The sequence below is a fragment of the Massilia sp. KIM genome (assembly GCF_002007115.1).
Lineage (GTDB): Bacteria > Pseudomonadota > Gammaproteobacteria > Burkholderiales > Burkholderiaceae_D > Telluria.
Genome location: NZ_MVAD01000001.1, coordinates 1,579,152 through 1,595,323 on the forward strand (window position 1 = coordinate 1,579,152; position 16,172 = coordinate 1,595,323).

At 67.5% G+C, this 16,172-nt stretch carries 13 protein-coding genes; 3 read left to right on the forward strand and 10 right to left on the reverse strand.

Translation table 11 applies throughout. The annotated features are described in order from the left end of the window. Nucleotides 1-45: 45 nt before the first annotated feature. Nucleotides 46-1,062: a TRAP transporter substrate-binding protein DctP gene (dctP, locus tag B0920_RS06835; RefSeq protein ID WP_229455235.1), complete on the forward strand. Its 1,017-nt coding sequence runs from the start codon at nt 46-48 to the stop codon at nt 1,060-1,062. Nucleotides 1,063-1,114: 52 nt separating this feature from the next. On the opposite strand, the gene moaD is transcribed toward dctP, so the two are convergent. From moaD to B0920_RS06865, 6 genes are all read right to left on the reverse strand, one after another. Then, complete coding sequence (moaD, locus tag B0920_RS06840; RefSeq protein WP_078031789.1) at nt 1,115-1,372, reverse strand: molybdopterin converting factor subunit 1; 258 nt, start codon at nt 1,370-1,372, stop codon at nt 1,115-1,117. A gap of 7 nt (nt 1,373-1,379) precedes the next feature. Then, on the reverse strand, nt 1,380-2,621 hold the full coding sequence (glp, locus tag B0920_RS06845; protein ID WP_078031790.1) for a gephyrin-like molybdotransferase Glp: 1,242 nt from the start codon (nt 2,619-2,621) through the stop codon (nt 1,380-1,382). 1 nt (nt 2,622) lies between these two features. Beyond that, nucleotides 2,623-4,098, reverse strand: coding sequence for a threonine synthase (thrC, locus tag B0920_RS06850; protein WP_078031791.1), 1,476 nt, complete (start codon nt 4,096-4,098; stop codon nt 2,623-2,625). 364 nt (nt 4,099-4,462) lie between these two features. Next, nucleotides 4,463-5,851 (reverse strand): L-serine ammonia-lyase, encoded by a 1,389-nt coding sequence (locus tag B0920_RS06855; protein WP_078031792.1) that lies wholly within the window; start codon nt 5,849-5,851, stop codon nt 4,463-4,465. Nucleotides 5,852-5,950: 99 nt separating this feature from the next. After that, entirely contained in the window at nt 5,951-6,913 is a 963-nt protein-coding gene (locus B0920_RS06860; protein ID WP_078031793.1) for an NAD-dependent epimerase/dehydratase family protein, read from the reverse strand. Between the two features lie 20 nt (nt 6,914-6,933). Next, nucleotides 6,934-8,139, reverse strand: a complete 1,206-nt coding sequence (locus tag B0920_RS06865; RefSeq protein WP_078031794.1) for a glycine C-acetyltransferase — start codon at nt 8,137-8,139, stop codon at nt 6,934-6,936. Between the two features lie 214 nt (nt 8,140-8,353). Between B0920_RS06865 and B0920_RS06870 the strand changes: the two genes are divergently transcribed. Beyond that, nucleotides 8,354-8,929 (forward strand): helix-turn-helix domain-containing protein, encoded by a 576-nt coding sequence (locus B0920_RS06870; protein ID WP_078031795.1) that lies wholly within the window; start codon nt 8,354-8,356, stop codon nt 8,927-8,929. 67 nt (nt 8,930-8,996) lie between these two features. Continuing rightward, entirely contained in the window at nt 8,997-9,566 is a 570-nt protein-coding gene (locus tag B0920_RS06875; protein ID WP_078031796.1) for an NUDIX domain-containing protein, read from the forward strand. A gap of 183 nt (nt 9,567-9,749) precedes the next feature. Here the strand turns inward: B0920_RS06875 and B0920_RS06880 are convergent, their stop codons facing one another. From B0920_RS06880 to B0920_RS06895, 4 genes are all read right to left on the reverse strand, one after another. After that, the gene (locus tag B0920_RS06880; protein WP_078031797.1) at nt 9,750-11,921 is read right to left on the reverse strand and encodes a prolyl oligopeptidase family protein; all 2,172 of its coding nucleotides are present in this window, start codon (nt 11,919-11,921) and stop codon (nt 9,750-9,752) included. A gap of 474 nt (nt 11,922-12,395) precedes the next feature. Next, nucleotides 12,396-13,826: a tetratricopeptide repeat protein gene (locus B0920_RS06885; RefSeq protein WP_078031798.1), complete on the reverse strand. Its 1,431-nt coding sequence runs from the start codon at nt 13,824-13,826 to the stop codon at nt 12,396-12,398. Nucleotides 13,827-14,078: 252 nt separating this feature from the next. Next, nucleotides 14,079-14,729 (reverse strand): PolC-type DNA polymerase III, encoded by a 651-nt coding sequence (locus B0920_RS06890; protein WP_078031799.1) that lies wholly within the window; start codon nt 14,727-14,729, stop codon nt 14,079-14,081. Between the two features lie 9 nt (nt 14,730-14,738). Next, nucleotides 14,739-16,004 (reverse strand): Hsp70 family protein, encoded by a 1,266-nt coding sequence (locus B0920_RS06895; protein WP_078031800.1) that lies wholly within the window; start codon nt 16,002-16,004, stop codon nt 14,739-14,741. Nucleotides 16,005-16,172 lie beyond the last annotated feature (168 nt).

Sequence of the window (16,172 nt, forward strand, 5' to 3'; positions counted from 1 at the left end):
AAAACATCTTGGAGGATGTGTATGTCGGTAATGACAAGGTCAGCAATGACCCGTAGGACCATGCTGGGCGTGCTCGCGTCCAGTCCCCTCTGGATGCAGTCCGCATGGGCGCAGCCAGGCAATTTCAAAATCTCCCATCAATTCCCCGGCGGCAGCATCGCCCAGGGCGACTTCCGTGACCGGCTGTGCCGCATGTTCGCGGCCGAGGTCGAGAAGCGCACCCGCGGCGCCATGAAGTTCTCGATCTACCCCGGCTCCTCGCTGATGGCCGCCAACGCCCAGTTCAGCGCCTTGCGCGGCGGTTCGCTCGACATGGCCCTGGTGCCGCTGTCCTATGCCGGGACCGAGTCGCCGGAAGCCAACATCGGCCTGATGCCGGCCCTGGTCACCTCCTACGAGCAGGGCTATGGCTGGAAAGACGCCCCGGTGGGGCGCGAACTGGCGCGCATCATGGGCGAACAGGGGCTGGTGATCGTCAGCTGGATCTGGCAAGCCGGCGGCGTCGCCTCGCGCGGCAATCCGATCGTCGACCCGGAGGACGTGCGCGGCCTGAAGGTGCGCGGCGGCTCGCACGAGATGGACCAGCTCCTGCAGGATGCGGGCGCGACGGTCGTTAACATTCCCTCGAACGAGATCGCGCCGGCCCTGCGCAGCGGCGCCCTGGACGCCGCCCTGACCTCGTCGACCTCGCTCATTTCCTTCCGCCTGCACGAGTCGGCCAAGGCGCTGACCACGGCGCGCGGCGGCTCCTACTGGTTCATGTTCGAGCCGCTGATGATGTCGAAAACGGTGTTCGACCGCCTGAACAAGCAGCAGCAAGCGGCCGTGATGGCGGTCGGGGCGGACCTGGAGAAATTCGCGCTCAAGGCGGCCCGCGCCGACGACGCGCGGGTGGCCTCGATCTACCAGAACGTCGGCGCGCGCGTCACTGACATGAACGCCGAATCGCTGCGCAAATGGCAGGCGGTGGCGCGCACCACGGCGTGGAAGGAGTTCGCCGAACGCAGCGACAACTGCGCCAGGCTGATGCAACTGGCCGAGCAGTCGCTGGCCCTGCTGTAAGCGGCGGGGTGGACGGCCAAGGCTGTCCACCCGCTGTGCCCACGCGCCTCGTTCAGCCTCCCGTCACGGGCGGGAAAAAGGCCACTTCGGCGCCATCCGCGAGCGCGGTGTCGGCGCCGCACATCACCTGGTTGAAGGCCATGCGCACGGCGCGCTGGGGCGCGAGCGCCTCGGCCCATGCGCCGCCGCGTTCCGCCAGCAGGCTCCTGAGCTCGCCCACCGACTTCACGCCGGGCGGAAGCTCCAGCGCTTCCTGTCCGGTGCCGACCGCCTCGCGCACCGAGGCGAAATACTTCAGATTGATCTTCATGCTCTCCCTAATGCTGTAGTTCCGCGAACGGAATGAAGCGTACCAGATCGCCGGCAGCGATCGGGTTCCCCGGCGGATTGTCCACCAGGCCGTCGCCCCACACGGTCGAGGTCAGCACGCCCGAACCCTGGTTCGGGAACAGGTCCAGCCCGCCCGCCGAGTTCAGGCGCACGCGCAGGAATTCGTTGCGCCGGTCGGCCTTGGGCAGGGTGAAATCGGCGCGCACCATGTAGCCGCGCGGCTCGACCGGGCCGCTCGCGCCCTGCAGGCGCAGCAGGAAGGGGCGCACGAACAGCAGGAAGGTCACGAAGCTCGACACCGGATTGCCCGGCAGGCCCAGGAAGAAGGCGGATCCGCCCTCGCGGCGCACCTCGCCGAAGGCCAGCGGCTTGCCCGGCTTGACCGCGATCTGCCACATGTTCAGGCGTCCTTCGGCCTCGACCGCCGGCTTGATGTGGTCTTCCTCGCCGACCGAGACGCCGCCCGAGGTGATGATCAGGTCATGCTCGCGCGCCGCCTCGCGCAGGGTGGCGCGGGTGGCTTCCAGCGAATCGGGCACGATGCCGTAGTCGGCGATCTCGCAGCCGAAGTTCTCCAGCAGGCCGCGCAGGGTGAAGCGGTTGGAGTTGTAGATCGCGCCCGGCGCCAGCTGGCCGCCCGGCGCTTCGCCCGGCATGGTCAGCTCGTCGCCGGTGAAGAACACGGCCACGCGCAGGCGGCGGCGCACCGGCAGCCTCGCCAGACCCACCGAGGCGGCCAGGCCAAGCTCCTGGCTGCGCAGGCGGGCGCCGGCCGGCAGGATCACGGCCCCGGAGACGATGTCTTCGCCGGTGCGGCGTATCCACTCGCCGGCGCGCGGCGCGTGGCGCACGGTGACGCTGTCGCCGACCGTCTCGCACTGCTCCTGCATCACCACCGCGTCCGCCCCAGGCGGAATCAGGGCGCCGGTGAAGATGCGCGCCGCCGTGCCCGGCTCAAGCGGCTGGCCGACGCTGCCGGCAGGGATGCGCTGGCTCACGCGAAGGGTGGCGCTGCCGCTGGCGCAGTCCTCGGCGCGCACGGCGTAACCGTCCATCTGGGTGTTGTCGGCCGAGGGCACGTTGATGGTCGAGGCGACGTCCTCGGCCAGCACGCGCCCATTGGCCTCGAGCGTAGGCACGGTCTCGACGCCCTCGACCGGACGCGCGGCGTCCAGCAGGAAGTCGATCGCTTCGCGCACGGACAGCATCGGTGGCTTCGGTGCGTTCATCTCACAGCCCCGTGTGTTCGGCGATGTAGGCCTTCATGCGCGCGACGTCCGGCGGCATCACCACGAAGCGCTGCGGCAGCGCCTCGATGTTCTCGAAGCCGGCCGGACGCTCAGCGTCCGTGCCCAGCGCTTCCAGGATGGTTTCGTTGAACTTGGCGGCCAGCGCCGTCTCCAGCACGATCATCGTTACCCCGGGCGTCATGTGCTCGCGCGCGACCTTGATGCCGTCGGCGGTGTGGGTGTCGATGGTGATGCCGTAGTCGTCGGCCACGTCGCGGATGGTGGCCAGGCGGTCGGCGTGGGTCGAGCGGCCGGACAGGAAGCCGTATTTGGCGACGTCCTTGAACTCGTCGCCGTCGCTGCCCAGCGCGCCGGACAGGTCGAAGCCGCCTTCAAGCTCGACCTTGCGGAACAGCGCGTGGGTGCGCTCCGGGTCGCGGCCCACGAGTTCGTAGACGAAGCGCTCGAAGTTGGAGGCCTTCGAGATGTCCATCGACGGGCTGCTGGTATGGAAGGTCTCGGCCGACTTGCGCACGCGGTAGACGCCGGTGCGGAAGAATTCGTCCAGGACGTCGTTCTCGTTGGTGGCGACCACCAGCTTGTCGATCGGCAGGCCCATCATGCGTGCGATGTGGCCGGCGCAGATGTTGCCGAAGTTCCCCGAGGGGACGGTGAACGAGACCTTTTGTTCGTTGCTGGTGGTGGCTGCGAGGTAGCCGCGGAAGTAGTAGACCACCTGGGCCACGACGCGCGCCCAGTTGATCGAATTGACGGTGCCGATCTTGTGGCGGGCCTTGAAGGACAGGTCGTTCGAGACCGCCTTGACCAGGTCCTGGCAGTCGTCGAACACGCCTTCGACCGCGATGTTGAAGATGTTCGGGTCCTGGAGGCTGAACATCTGCGCGGTCTGGAAAGCGCTCATCTTCTTGTGCGGAGAGAGCATGAAGACACGCACGCCGCGCTTGCCGCGCATCGCGTATTCGGCGGCGCTGCCGGTGTCGCCCGAGGTGGCGCCGAAGATGTTCAGTTCCTCGTTGTTCTTGGCTAGCGCGTACTCGAACAGGTTGCCGAGCAGTTGCATCGCCATGTCCTTGAACGCGAGCGTCGGACCGTTGGACAGCGCCTGCAGGACCAGGGTGCCGCCCTCCCCCTGCTCCAGGGTGCGCAGCGGCGTGATGTCGGCGGCCGATTCGCCGGCGCGGGCATTCCGGTAGACCTCCGGCGTATAGGTGCGCGCGGTGAGGGCCTTCAGGTCGGCGTCGGGGATGTCGGTGGCGAACTTGCGCAGGATTTCATAGGCCAGCTCAGCGTAGGACAGCTTGCGCCAGGCATCGAGTTCGGCGCCCGTCACCTGCGGGTAGTCGGCCGGCAGATACAGGCCGCCATCGGGGGCGAGGCCGCCAAGCAGGATGTCGGAAAAGAGCTGGGGATTGCGTGCTGCGGACGCGCTGGTCGCGCGGGTGGACACATAATGCATACTGTAGAAGATCCGGTTGGGGGCTCACGTTGAAACTTTATTATAGTGTGAGGCGGACAAAATGTATGCGGGAGTGAGAAAAACTGAGCTTGGGTGAATAAAATTCAGGGATCTGCGCTGTGTGCGATGAGGGCGGGCGGGCCGGGACGGCGGGCAAGCTTGGATCCCGGCCTTCGCCGGGATGACGTTCACGCGCTGGCGGGCCCAGCGGAGTCGGATACCCAACCCGAGGAGCCTGTCGCCTGCCCCAACGGGTCACGGAAGATCCGCTCGTTAGCTACCGTGGAACGTCGTCCCGGCGAAGGCCTCCGCAGCCCCGCCGGGATCCAGGTCTGCCTGAACGGGCACTAGGGCAAGCAGTAGTTCAACACGCCGCGTGATTGACGGTGACTACGTGTACCGCCAGCCCGCCCAGCGAGGTTTCCTTGTACTTCACCTGCATGTCCGCCCCGGTCTGGCGCATGGTCTCGATCACGTTGTCCAGGCTGACGAAGTGGGTGCCGTCGCCCTTCATGGCCAGCGACGCAGCGGTGATCGCCTTGATCGCCCCCATGCCGTTGCGTTCGATGCAGGGAATCTGCACCAGGCCGCCGATCGGATCGCAGGTCATGCCCAGGTGGTGCTCGATCCCGATCTCCGCCGCGTTCTCGATGCGCTCGTTGGAACCGCCCAGCGCCGCCACCAGCCCGGCCGCCGCCATGGCGCAGGCCACGCCGACCTCGCCCTGGCAGCCGATTTCGGCCCCGGAGATCGACGCGTTCTTCTTGCACAGCATGCCGATCGCCGCGGAGGTAAGCAGGAAATCGCGGATGCCGCGCGCCGGATCGCTCGGGCGGCAGTCCTCGGCGTAGTAGCGCAGCACCGCCGGGATGATGCCGGCCGCGCCGTTGGTCGGCGCCGTCACCACGCGCCCGCCCGCCGCGTTCTCTTCGTTGACTGCCATGGCGTACAGGGTCACGTGGTGGGTCGCATCGTGGGGCAGCTCATTCACGCGCTTGCCTTCGGTGCAGTGGGCCTGCTTCCACAGGCTGGCGGCGCGACGGCGCACGTTCAGGCCGCCCGGCAACTGGCCTTCGCTCACCAGCCCGCGCGCGATGCAGTCGCGCATGACCTGCCAGATGCGGTCCAGGCCCGCGTCCAGCTCGGCCTCGCTCATGCGCGCCAGCTCGTTCGCGCGCAGCATGTGCGGGATGCTCAGGCCGTGCTCCTTGCCCTGAGCCAGCAGCTCGCTCATGGTGCCGAAGGGGAAAGGCAGCTTGTGCGCCGGCGCCTCCAGGGCGCGCGCCTGGCTCTCGCCGGCGGCGGTGATGAAGCCGCCCCCCACCGAGTAATAGATGCGTTCGATCAGGCTGCCGTCGGCCAGCTGGAGCACGAACTTCATGCCGTTCGGATGCTCCGGCAGGGTCGATGCCTTGTGCCACACCAGGCCGGTCTTGTAGCTGAATGGCACCATCTTCTTGCCGAGCAGCTTGAGCGCGCCTTCCATCTCGGCCTCGGCCAGCTTGTCCTCCACCGCGTCCGGATCGAGGTCCTGGGGCGTCTCGCCCATCAGGCCCAGGATCACCGCCTTGTCGGTGGCGTGGCCGACGCCGGTCAGCGCCAGCGAGCCGTACAGGTGGGCTTCGACGCCGACCGCGGCGTCCAGCGGGCCGCATTCGAGCAGGAAGCGGCGCGCCGCCACCATCGGGCCGACGGTGTGGGAGCTCGAAGGGCCGATACCGATCTTGAAAAGATCAAAAACACTCATGTCCATATTGTCTCTGCTATTTCCCTGTTGTTGTAATGGGATACGGGCCCCGTCGCTTGTGGCGGCGGGGCCCGGTTCATGGCGTGGACCGAGGGGCGAACACCCTTATGCGGCGGCGCCCAGGCTCACGTCGATGTTCTTCAGCATGTCGGCCACCATCTCGCGGGTGCCGATCTGCGCCTTCCAGCCCCAGTCGGCTTGCGCGCGGCTGTCGTCCAGGCTCTTGGGCCAGGAGTCGGCGATGGCCTGGCGGCTGTCCGGCTTGTAGGCAATCTTGAATGCAGGCAGCGCGGCGCTGATCTCGGCGGCCAGTTCGCGTGGGTTGAACGAGACGCCGGCGACGTTGTACGAGGAGCGGATCGCCACCTTGTCGGCGGGCGCTTCCATCAGTTCGATGGTGGCGCGGATCGCGTCTGGCATGTAGATCATCGGCAGCGTGGTTTCCGGGCCGAGGAAGCACTCGTAGGTCTCGCCGCGCAGCGCCGCGTGGAAGATCGCGATCGCGTAGTCGGTGGTGCCGCCGCCCGGGGGCGACTTGTAGCTGATGATACCCGGATAGCGGATCGAACGCACGTCCACGCCGTACTTGCTGTGGTAGTACTCGCACAGGCGCTCGCCGGCCAGCTTGCTGATGCCGTAGATCGTGGTCGGATCCATGATCGTGTACTGGGGCGTGCCCTCGTTCGGCGTGTTGGGGCCGAAGGCCGCGATCGACGAGGGCCAGAACACCTTCAGCGGCTTGCCGGCTTCGCCGCGCTCGCGGGCGATCTCGAGGATGTTCAGCAGGCCGTCCATGTTCAGGGTCCAGGCCTTGAGCGGGGCCTTCTCGCCGGTGGCCGAGAGCAGCGCGGCCAGCTGGTAGACCTGGGTCACGCCTTCGTCGGCGATCAGGCGTGCGACCGCGTCGCGGTCGAGCACGTCGAGCTGGGTGTAGCGCGCGGCGCCATACACGTTGGTGGCGCCAATGTCCGAGGCGATCACGTTGTCGGGACCGTGCTTGTCGGCCAGCGCCGCGACCAGTTCACTGCCGATCTGGCCGTTGGCGCCGATGATGAGGATGCGTTCCATGCGTTGATTCCCTGCTGCGATTAGTTGTTCTTGATGATGCCCAGCTCGCGCCCGGCCTGTTCGAATGCGGCCAGCACCTTGTCGAGCTGCTCGCGGGTGTGGGCGGCCGACAGCTGCACGCGCACGCGCGCCTGGCCCATCGGCACCACCGGGTAGAAGAAGCCCGACAGCAGCACGCCCAGCTCGAACATGCGGGCCGCGAACTTCTGCGCCACCGGGGCGTCGAACAGCATCACCGGCACCACCGGGTGGGTGCCCGGCTTGATGGTGAAGCCGATGCGCTCGATCTCCTTGCGGAAGTAGGCGGTGTTCTCGTGCAGGCGGTCGCGCAGCTCGGTCGACTTGCTGATCCGGTCCAGCACCGCCAGCGAGGCGCCGGCGATCATCGGCGCCAGGGTGTTGGAGAACAGGTAGGGGCGCGACTTCTGGCGCAGGGTCTCGATCACTTCCTTGCGGCCCGAGGTGAAGCCGCCCATCGCGCCGCCCAGGGCCTTGCCCAGGGTGCCGGTGATGATGTCGATCTTGCCGATCACGCCGCAGTGCTCGTGGGTGCCGCGCCCGGTCTTGCCCATGAAGCCGGAGGCGTGCGATTCGTCGATCATGGTCAGGGCGCCGTATTTCCCGGCCAGTTCGACGATCTTGTCGAGCTGGGCGATGGTGCCGTCCATCGAGAACACACCGTCGGTGACGATGATCTTGTGGCGCTTGCCGGCCTCCGTGGCGGCCTGGAGCTGCTTCTCCAGGTCGGCCATGTCGTTGTTGGCATAACGGTAACGCGCGGCCTTGCACAGGCGGACGCCGTCGATGATCGAGGCGTGGTTCAGGGCGTCGGAGATAATGGCGTCGTTCTCGTCGAACAGCGGCTCGAACACGCCGCCGTTGGCGTCGAAGGCGGCGGCGTACAGGATGGTGTCCTCGGTGCCCAGGAATTCGGACAGCTTCTGCTCCAGCTCCTTGTGCACGGTCTGGGTGCCGCAGATGAAGCGCACCGAGGACAGGCCATAGCCGTACTTCTCGAGTGCGGCGGCGGCGGCTTTCTGCGTTTCGACATCGCCGGACAGGCCCAGATAATTGTTGGCACACATATTGATCAGGGTACGGCCATCCTGTGCCACCACCTCGGCGCCCTGGCGCGAGGCCAGCACGCGCTCGGGCTTGAACAGGCCCTCATCCTTCAAGGTCGCGAGTTTTTGCTGCAGGCTGCTGTAGAAAGCTTGATCGCTCATGGTGTTCCTCTGTTCCCAGGTGGTTGGCGTGATCGGCGGCTTGACCGGCGGTCCGCGAATGTTGTACCGTTGGTTCGTTCGATGTAGAGAACTGGTTCGCTATGTCGAACAAAAATTCGATATATTGAATATTACGCCCAGCCAATGAACTTGGCAAGCGACTTCAAATATACTTATAAGCAATTTGCAATAGGCAAGGGCGTCAAGACGGAAAATGGGTACCACTCTAACAAACAATGCGCCGCCGGAAGTTGGCGCGACGCTACAACGCTTGCGGCTGGCGCGCGGCCTGACGCTGGAAGACCTGTCGCGCATCGCCGGCGTGTCCAAGTCGATGTTGTCCCAGATCGAGCGCGAGAAGGCCAATCCGACCATCGCCATCACCTGGCGCCTGGCCAATGCGCTGGGCGTACAGATCGGCGAACTGCTTTCCGCCGAGGTACGCACGACGGAGTTGATCCGGGTGGTCGACGCCCACGAAATCCCCACCCTGCCCGGCGTCCACGCCGGTTACTCCCTGCGCATCCTGGGGCCGATGGACCTGGCCGGCAAGTACGAATGGTATGAGCTGACCCTGGCGCCTGGGGGAGAGCTGGCCTCCCAGGCCCATGACCCGGGGACGGGCGAGCACCTGACGGTCATCACGGGCGCGCTCGAGTTGGAGGTTGGCAAGGAGAAGAAAAAGCTGCGGCACGGGGCCACCGCACGCTACCCGGCCGACCAGGACCATGTGATCCGCAATGTCGGCAAGACCGAGGCCAAGGCGATGCTGGTGGTCGTGCACCGCTAGCCGAATGCATCCAGCCGGGGGGCGACTGCGTAGATTGCTGTAACCAACGCAGCCATCCGGGAGTCCGATGCAAGTCTATACCGCCCTCTATACCGACTCGGGGATCGTCCTGATCGCCATGAAGCGCCACGAGAACCAGTTCTGGGACGGCGCCAATACCGGGATCAACTCCCTCATGAAGCAGGCTGGCCAGTTCTGTCTGCCGGGAGGCAAGCAGAATTCCGGCGAAACCGTGTATGAATGCGCCAAGCGCGAATTCCTCGAAGAAACCGGGGTGCAGGTGCCCATGTACAGCGAGAGCTGGGACTGGGCATCGCCTGCGGGATTCACCCTCGTCGGCTTCAAGGTCACCGCGCTGACGGAACTCGAGCGGCGCATCAATGCCGGGCTCGCGAGAGGGCACGGCAACTCGCCGGCGAACAGCGCCGTGCGCGACTGGGAATTAAGCGAAGTCAGTGTCGTGGCGCTGTCCGTCATCGAGGACTTTCTCGGCAAGCACAACGACCTCCCACCACACATCCAGGCCCGCGTCGACCAGGAGCTGGCGGTCCGGCGGACCCGATACAATCACTCCATCGACTGGTATGGGCAGTGCGCGAGGGAACTCAAACGCCGTATCCGTATCACTTACCGTTGACGGCAATGCGCCGCACAACCCGCCTCGAGGCTGAGCTTGGAAACTCGCGTGTCCAGCGATACCCTGCTCGAGAGCATCGTCGAGCCGCCGCCCTGCCCGTTCAGCCAATCCCGTGAGCAGCTGGACGGGCCGTGGCCGCCGGCACCCGCTCGCAAGCGTCTGCCGGCGCCACGTCCAGTAGCGCTAGTTCGCGCCACCCACCGTACTTGCCGCCTCTCCCATTTTCAGCTCGCGCGACAGGAAGCCCCAGCGGTCCGCCACTTCCTCGATCTGCTTCGAGGTCGGCTTGCCGGCGCCGTGGCCGGCCTTGGTCTCAATGCGGATCAGGATCGGCGCCGCGCCCGCCTGAGCGGCCTGGGCCGCTGCGGCGTACTTGAAGCTGTGCGCCGGCACCACGCGGTCGTCATGGTCGGCCGTGGTCACCATGGTGGCCGGGTAGCAGGTGCCCGGCTTCAGGTTGTGCAGCGGCGAGTACTTGACCAGGGCCTTGAATTCCTCCGGGTTCTCCGAGGAGCCATAGTCCGAGGTCCAGGCCCAGCCGATGGTGAACTTGTGGAAGCGCAGCATGTCCATCACGCCCACGGCCGGCAGCGCCGCGCCGAACAGCTCCGGACGCTGGGTCATGGCCGCGCCCACCAGCAGGCCGCCGTTCGAGCCGCCGCCGATCGCCAGCTTCTGCGGCGAGGTGATCTTGTTCTGGATCAGCCATTCGGCCGCGCCAATGAAGTCGTCGAACACGTTCTGCTTCTGCAGCTTGGTGCCGGCCTGGTGCCAGGCTTCGCCGTATTCGCCGCCGCCGCGCAGGTTCGCCACCGCGTAGACGCCGCCCATTTCCATCCAGGCCAGGTTGGCCGGCGAGAAGGCCGGGGTCAGCGAGATGTTGAAGCCGCCATAGCCGTAGAGGTAGGTCGGGTTCGAGCCATCGAGCTTGATGCCCTTCTTCGAGACGATGAACATCGGCACCTTGGTGCCGTCGCGGCTGGTGTAGAACTGCTGGCGGGTCTCGTAGTCGGCCGGGTTGAAGGCGACCTTGGGCTGGCGGAAGACCGTGCTCTTGCCGGTCTTGAGGTTCAGGCGGTAGATCGTGGTCGGGTTGGTGAAGCCGGTGAAGGAGTAGAAGGTCTCGCCTTCGCCGCGCTTGCCCTGCAGGCCGCCCACCGAGCCGATGCCCGGCAGCGCGATCTCGCGCAGGGGCTTGCCCTTGAGATCGGTCACGCGCACGACGCTGCGCGCATCCTTCAGGTATTCCAGGACCAGCTGGTTATTGACGATGTCGGCGCCCACCAGGGTGTCCGCGCCCTCGGGCACGATCTCCTTCCAGTTCGACTCCGCCGGCTTGCTCACGTCGATCGCGACGATGCGCTTGCGCGGCGCGTTGCGGTCGGTGCTGAAGAAGAACACGGTGCCGACGTTGTCGATGAAATCGTAGCCGGCGTCGAAGTTGTCGATCAGGTCGACCACCTTGGAGTCCGCCTTGGCCAGGTCCTTGTACGAGATGCGGTACTTCGGCGCCGTGCCCTTGGTGGTGGTGATGATCAGGTAGCGGCCGTCGTCGCTGGTCTGGGCGCCGAAGCCCCATTCCTTCTGGTCGGGACGGTCGTAGACCAGGGTGTCCTGGCTCTGCGGGGTGCCGATCCGGTGGAAGTAGAGCTTCTGGAAGTAGTTGACGTCGGCCAGCTTGGTCGCCTCCTTCGGCTCGTCGTAGCGGCTGTAGAAGAAGCCCTTGCCGTCCCTGGTCCAGGCGGTGTTGGAGAACTTCACCCACTTGACGTGATCCTCGAGGTCCTTGCCGCTCTCGATGTCGCGCACGCGGATCTCGTTCCAGTCCGAGCCCGAAGCGGCGGTGCTGTAGGCCAGCAGCTTGCCGTCCGGGCTGACCGCGGCGCCGGCCAGGGCGATGGTGCCGTCGGCGGCCAGGGTGTTGGGGTCGAGCAGGACGCGCGCGGTGTCGTTCAGGTTCTTGAGGGTGTAGAGCACGGCCTGGTTTTGCAGCCCGTCGTTGCGGGTGTAGAAGTAACGGCCGCCTTCCTTGTAGGGCACGCTGTAGCGCTCGTAGTTCCACAACTGGGTCAGGCGCTGGCGGATCGCTTCGCGCTGCGGGATCTGCGCCAGGTAGGCCTGGGTCACCTTGTTCTGGGCCTCGACCCACGACTTGGTCTCGGCGCTGTTCGCGTCTTCGAGCCAGCGGTAGGGGTCGGCCACTTTCGTGCCGTGGTAGTCATCAAGCTGGTCCAGCTTCTTGGAGACCGGGTAGGTCAGCGAAGCGCCGGTGGCCGGGCAGGATTGGGCCAGCGCGGATTGCGCGCCGAAGGCCGCGGCCAGCAATGCGACAAGGGTTGCGTGTCTCAGGTGCATAGGGTTCTCGGTCGGAAGGGTGAACGATATGGCAAGTGCCGACGGGCATCATAGCGCAGCTTGCCGCGCATGCCTACCGCTGGGACATGAGTGCGCAGGCACCTGTGCGGACGTCAATACGGCGCTGCGCCAGGGCCGCTCGTGAACTCGTGAACTCGTGGGCTCGTGGACTCGTGGGCTCGTGGACTTGTGGGCTCGTGGGCTCGTGGCCTTGTGGGCTCGTGGACTCGTGGACTCGTGGGCACGTGGGCACGTGAGCTCGTGGGCTCGTCCGTTCGCTCGTGCGTGCGTTCGCGCGTGCGCTCGTGCGTGCTCTTGGGCGTGCTCTAGTGCATACGCTAGTGCGTTCGCTCTTGCGTGCTCTCGTGCGTGCGCTAGTGCGTTCGCTCGTGCGTCGTCTTGTGCGCTCGCTAGCGTGATCCATCTCGCGCGCCTCAGCGTTCTGCGACACGGGGACCGTCGCGAGGGCCCAGCCTAGGCCGCGTCGATGCGGCGCACGTCGTCCGGGTCGCGCGCGCCGCCGCTGTCGCCCTCATGCCGGGTCGCGTGGGTCGCCAGCCAGCGCTCGGCCAGCGCCTGGGCGCGGGCCCGCTCGGCCGGCGTGAGCGAACCCGCCAGCTGAGCCAGGCGCTCGCTCGCCGCCTTGCTGCGCCGCGCCGCAAGTCCCAGCCACATGCAGGCCTGCACCAGGTCGCATTCGACCCCGCGCCCGGCCGCGTACAGGGAAGCCAGGTTGTACTGGGCCAGCGCATTGCCCTGCTCGGCCGCCTGGGCATACCAGTAGGCGGCGAGCACGTCGTCCCGGCCCACGCCTTCCCCACGCACGTACATGGCGCCGAGATTGTTCTGGGCGCTGGCGTCGCCCTGGCGCGCCGCGCGCCGGTACCACTCGGCGGCGCGGGCCGGGTCGCACGCCACGCCTTCGCCGGTGGCGTACAACAGGCCCAGGGCGAACTGGGCGTTGGCCGCGCCCTGCTCGGCCGCGCGCAGGTAGTAGGCCAGCGCGCGCGGCGCATCGCGCTTGCAGCCGGCCCCGCCCGACAGCAGGTTGCCGGCCCGGTACTGCGCCTGCGCATGGCCCTGGTCGGCGGCGCGCTCGAACCAGCTCAGGGCTCGGGCCCGCGCCCTTGGCGAGCGGCCGCCGGCGACCAGCAGGTCGCCCAGCGCATACTGGGCGTCGCGGTCACCCTGCTGGGCCGCGCGCTCGAGCCAGTGGCGAGCGCACAGCGGGTCGCGCTGCACGCCCTGTCCGTGGGCGAAGGCCAGGCCGAGATGGCGCTGGGCCACGGCGTCGCCGGCGGCGGCCGCGTAGCGGAACCAGTACAGGGCCTGCTGCGGGCTGGGCGCCACGCCCTGGCCGCGCTCGTACATGAGGCCGAGATGCAACTGGGCGTGCGGATAGCCCTGCAGCGCCGCCTTGCGGAACCAGGTGACCGCCAGCGGGTAGTTGACGGCGGCCCCCAGCCCGTGCAGGTAGCAGTCGGCCAGATGGCTCTGGGCGCGCGCCATGCCTTGCTCGGCCGCGCGCCAGAACCAGCCCAGCGCGCATTCGTGCGACTGGCGCACGCCGCGGCCGCGCCGGTACAGCAGGCCCAGGTTGTACTGGGCCGAGCGGTCGCCCTGCTCGGCCGCGCGGCGGAACCAGCAGGCGGCCTGCTCGTCGCTGCGCGGCAGGCCGCGTCCGTTGTAGTAGAGGGCCCCGAGATGGCTCTGGGCGAAGGCCAGGCCCTGCTCGGCGGCGCGCATCATGAGGGCGGCCCCGCGGACGTCGTCGCGCTCGAGCCCGTCGCCATTGAGGTGCAGCAGGGCCAGGTTGAACTGGGCGTAGGGATTGTCGCGCTCGGCCGAGCGACAGTACCACTGGTAGGTGTCATCGCCCTCGCGGGCGGCGTTCTCACGGCTCATCCATGTCCCCTGGCGGTGCTTGCCGCAACAAGCTTGCGGCGGCAATAGGATACTTGCGGCAGAAGGGATCCCGACGGCGGACCCTGGCATGGCGGCCCGTTCGCGGCCGCGGCGACGTCCGGCACGCCCGGGGGCGCGCATGCAGCGCGCATCGAGGCGTGCCGGACCACTTGCTAAAATTTTAATGAGAGCGGGGACTCCGGGGTTTGCGTCGGCACAATCGTGCCGACCGGAGGCGCCCGATCGCCGCGATCAGGCGGCTTCGCGGGCGGCGCGCACGGTGGCGGCGTACTTGTCGAGGAAGACGGGGATTTTGGCTGCGGCGACCTTGTTGATCGAGACCAGCAGGTCCGGCGCCACCCGTTCCACGCCGCAGGTGCGGCCCAGGTGGCGGGCCGCGTGCAGCAGCACCTCGGCTGCGACCTCGGCGTCGGCCTCGGCCCGGTGGGCGCTGCCGCGAAACGCGATGCCGAGCTGGCGCGAGAGCTGGCCCAGCTTGTAGCTGGCGAGGCCCGGATACAGGCGGCGCGCCAGCTTGAGCGAGCACACCAGGCCCGCGTGGGCCGTGGCGCGGCCCAGGCGCCCGCCCTCGGCCTTCAGGAACTTCTCGTCGAAGCTCGCATTATGGGCGGACAGCACGTCGCCGCCGATGAAGTCGAGCAGCTCCGGCACCACCTTGCTGGCCGGCGGCGCGCCGTCCACCATCTCTTGCGTGATCCCGGTCAGGGCGGTGATGAAGGACGGGATGCGCACCCCGCAATTGACCAGCGAGACATAGCGCTCGGTGATCTCGCCGCCGACGATGCGCAATGCCGCCACCTCGGTAATGCGGTCGCCCATCTCGGGCGACAGGCCGGTGGTCTCGAAGTCCAGCATCACGATCGGACGCTCATAGCTGCTCATGCTGCTTCCTTATCCAAATTTGCGTTGCGCGTCCAGGGCCAGGCCGGCCCCGATGCTGCCGAACAGGTCGCCCTCGACCCGGCGCGCGCCGGGCGCCATCGCGCCGATGCGCTCGCGCAGCAGGCTGACGCCGCTCGAGCCGCCGGTGAAGAAAATGGTGTCGACCGCTTCCGGCTTCACCTGGGCCTGGGCGAACAGGGCGCCGACGGTGGCGCCGACGCTGTCGACCAGTTGGCCGATGGCGGCCTCGAAGCCGGCGCGCGTCACCTCCAGCTCGCCCGGCGGCGACAGGCGGTCGAGTTCGATCAGCACCTGGGGCTGGGCGGACAGCCCGATCTTCGCGGCCTCCACCTGGATCGCCAGCCAGTGGCCGGCGCGGTCCTCGATCAGGTTGCGCAGGCGCGCGATCTTGTCCGGCTCGGCCGCGTCGCGCGCCAGGTCGGCCAGTTGCGCCTGGCTGCGGCGGGTGTAGGCCTGGTTGATCGTATGCCAGGTGGCCAGGTTGAAGTAATAGCTGGACGGGATCGCCGCGCCCGACAGCAGATTGCTGCCGTAGCCGAGCAGCGGCATCACGCTGGCCAGGCTCAGGTACTTGTCGAAGTCGGTGCCGCCGATGTGCACGCCGCCATTGGCGAGGATGTCCTCGCGCCGGTCGGTGCGGCCGGCGCGCTCCGGGCCGAGCCGCACCAGCGAGAAGTCCGAGGTGCCGCCGCCGATGTCGGCGATCAGGACCAGTTCCTCGCGCTCGATGCCGGCTTCGTAGTCGAAGGCGGCGGCGATCGGCTCGTACTGGAAGCTCACCTCGCGAAAGCCGACCGAGCGCGCCACCTCGAGCAGGGTTTGCTCGGCCAGCTTGTCGGCCTCGGGATCGTCGTCGACGAAGAACACCGGGCGGCCGAACACCGCCTGCTCGAAGCCGCGCCCGGCCTGGCCTTCGGCGCGCCGCTTGAGTTCGCCGATAAACTGGGCCAGCAGGCTGCGGAAAGGCAGCGCCCGGCCGGCGACCTCGGTCTGGCCGTCGATCAGGCTGGTGCCCAGCAGGCTTTTCAGCGAGCGCATCAGCCGCCCTTCATAGCCCTCCAGGTATTCGGCCAGCGCCTCGCGCCCGTAGCAGACGCGATCGTCGTCGGCGTTGAAGAACACCACCGAGGGCAAGGTCGGCTTGCCCTCCTCGAGCGGCAGCAGCGCGCCGGCGGCGGAATGGGGCGCGCCCGGGCGCAGCCAGCCGACGGTGGAATTGGACGTGCCGAAGTCAAGGCCGCATGCCTGCGTCATAGAAAGCTTTGATGGGAAAGGGGGCGGTATGGTAACAGATAAGCGGCCGCTTGTATCGCTCTGCGGCGCACGCGCCACGCCGGCTTGGCGGTATGATAAGGCTTGCCAAGTCGACCACCGGAGCCCCCATGGACCACAGCCGCAGCGGCGCCCTGCCCTCCGCCCTCC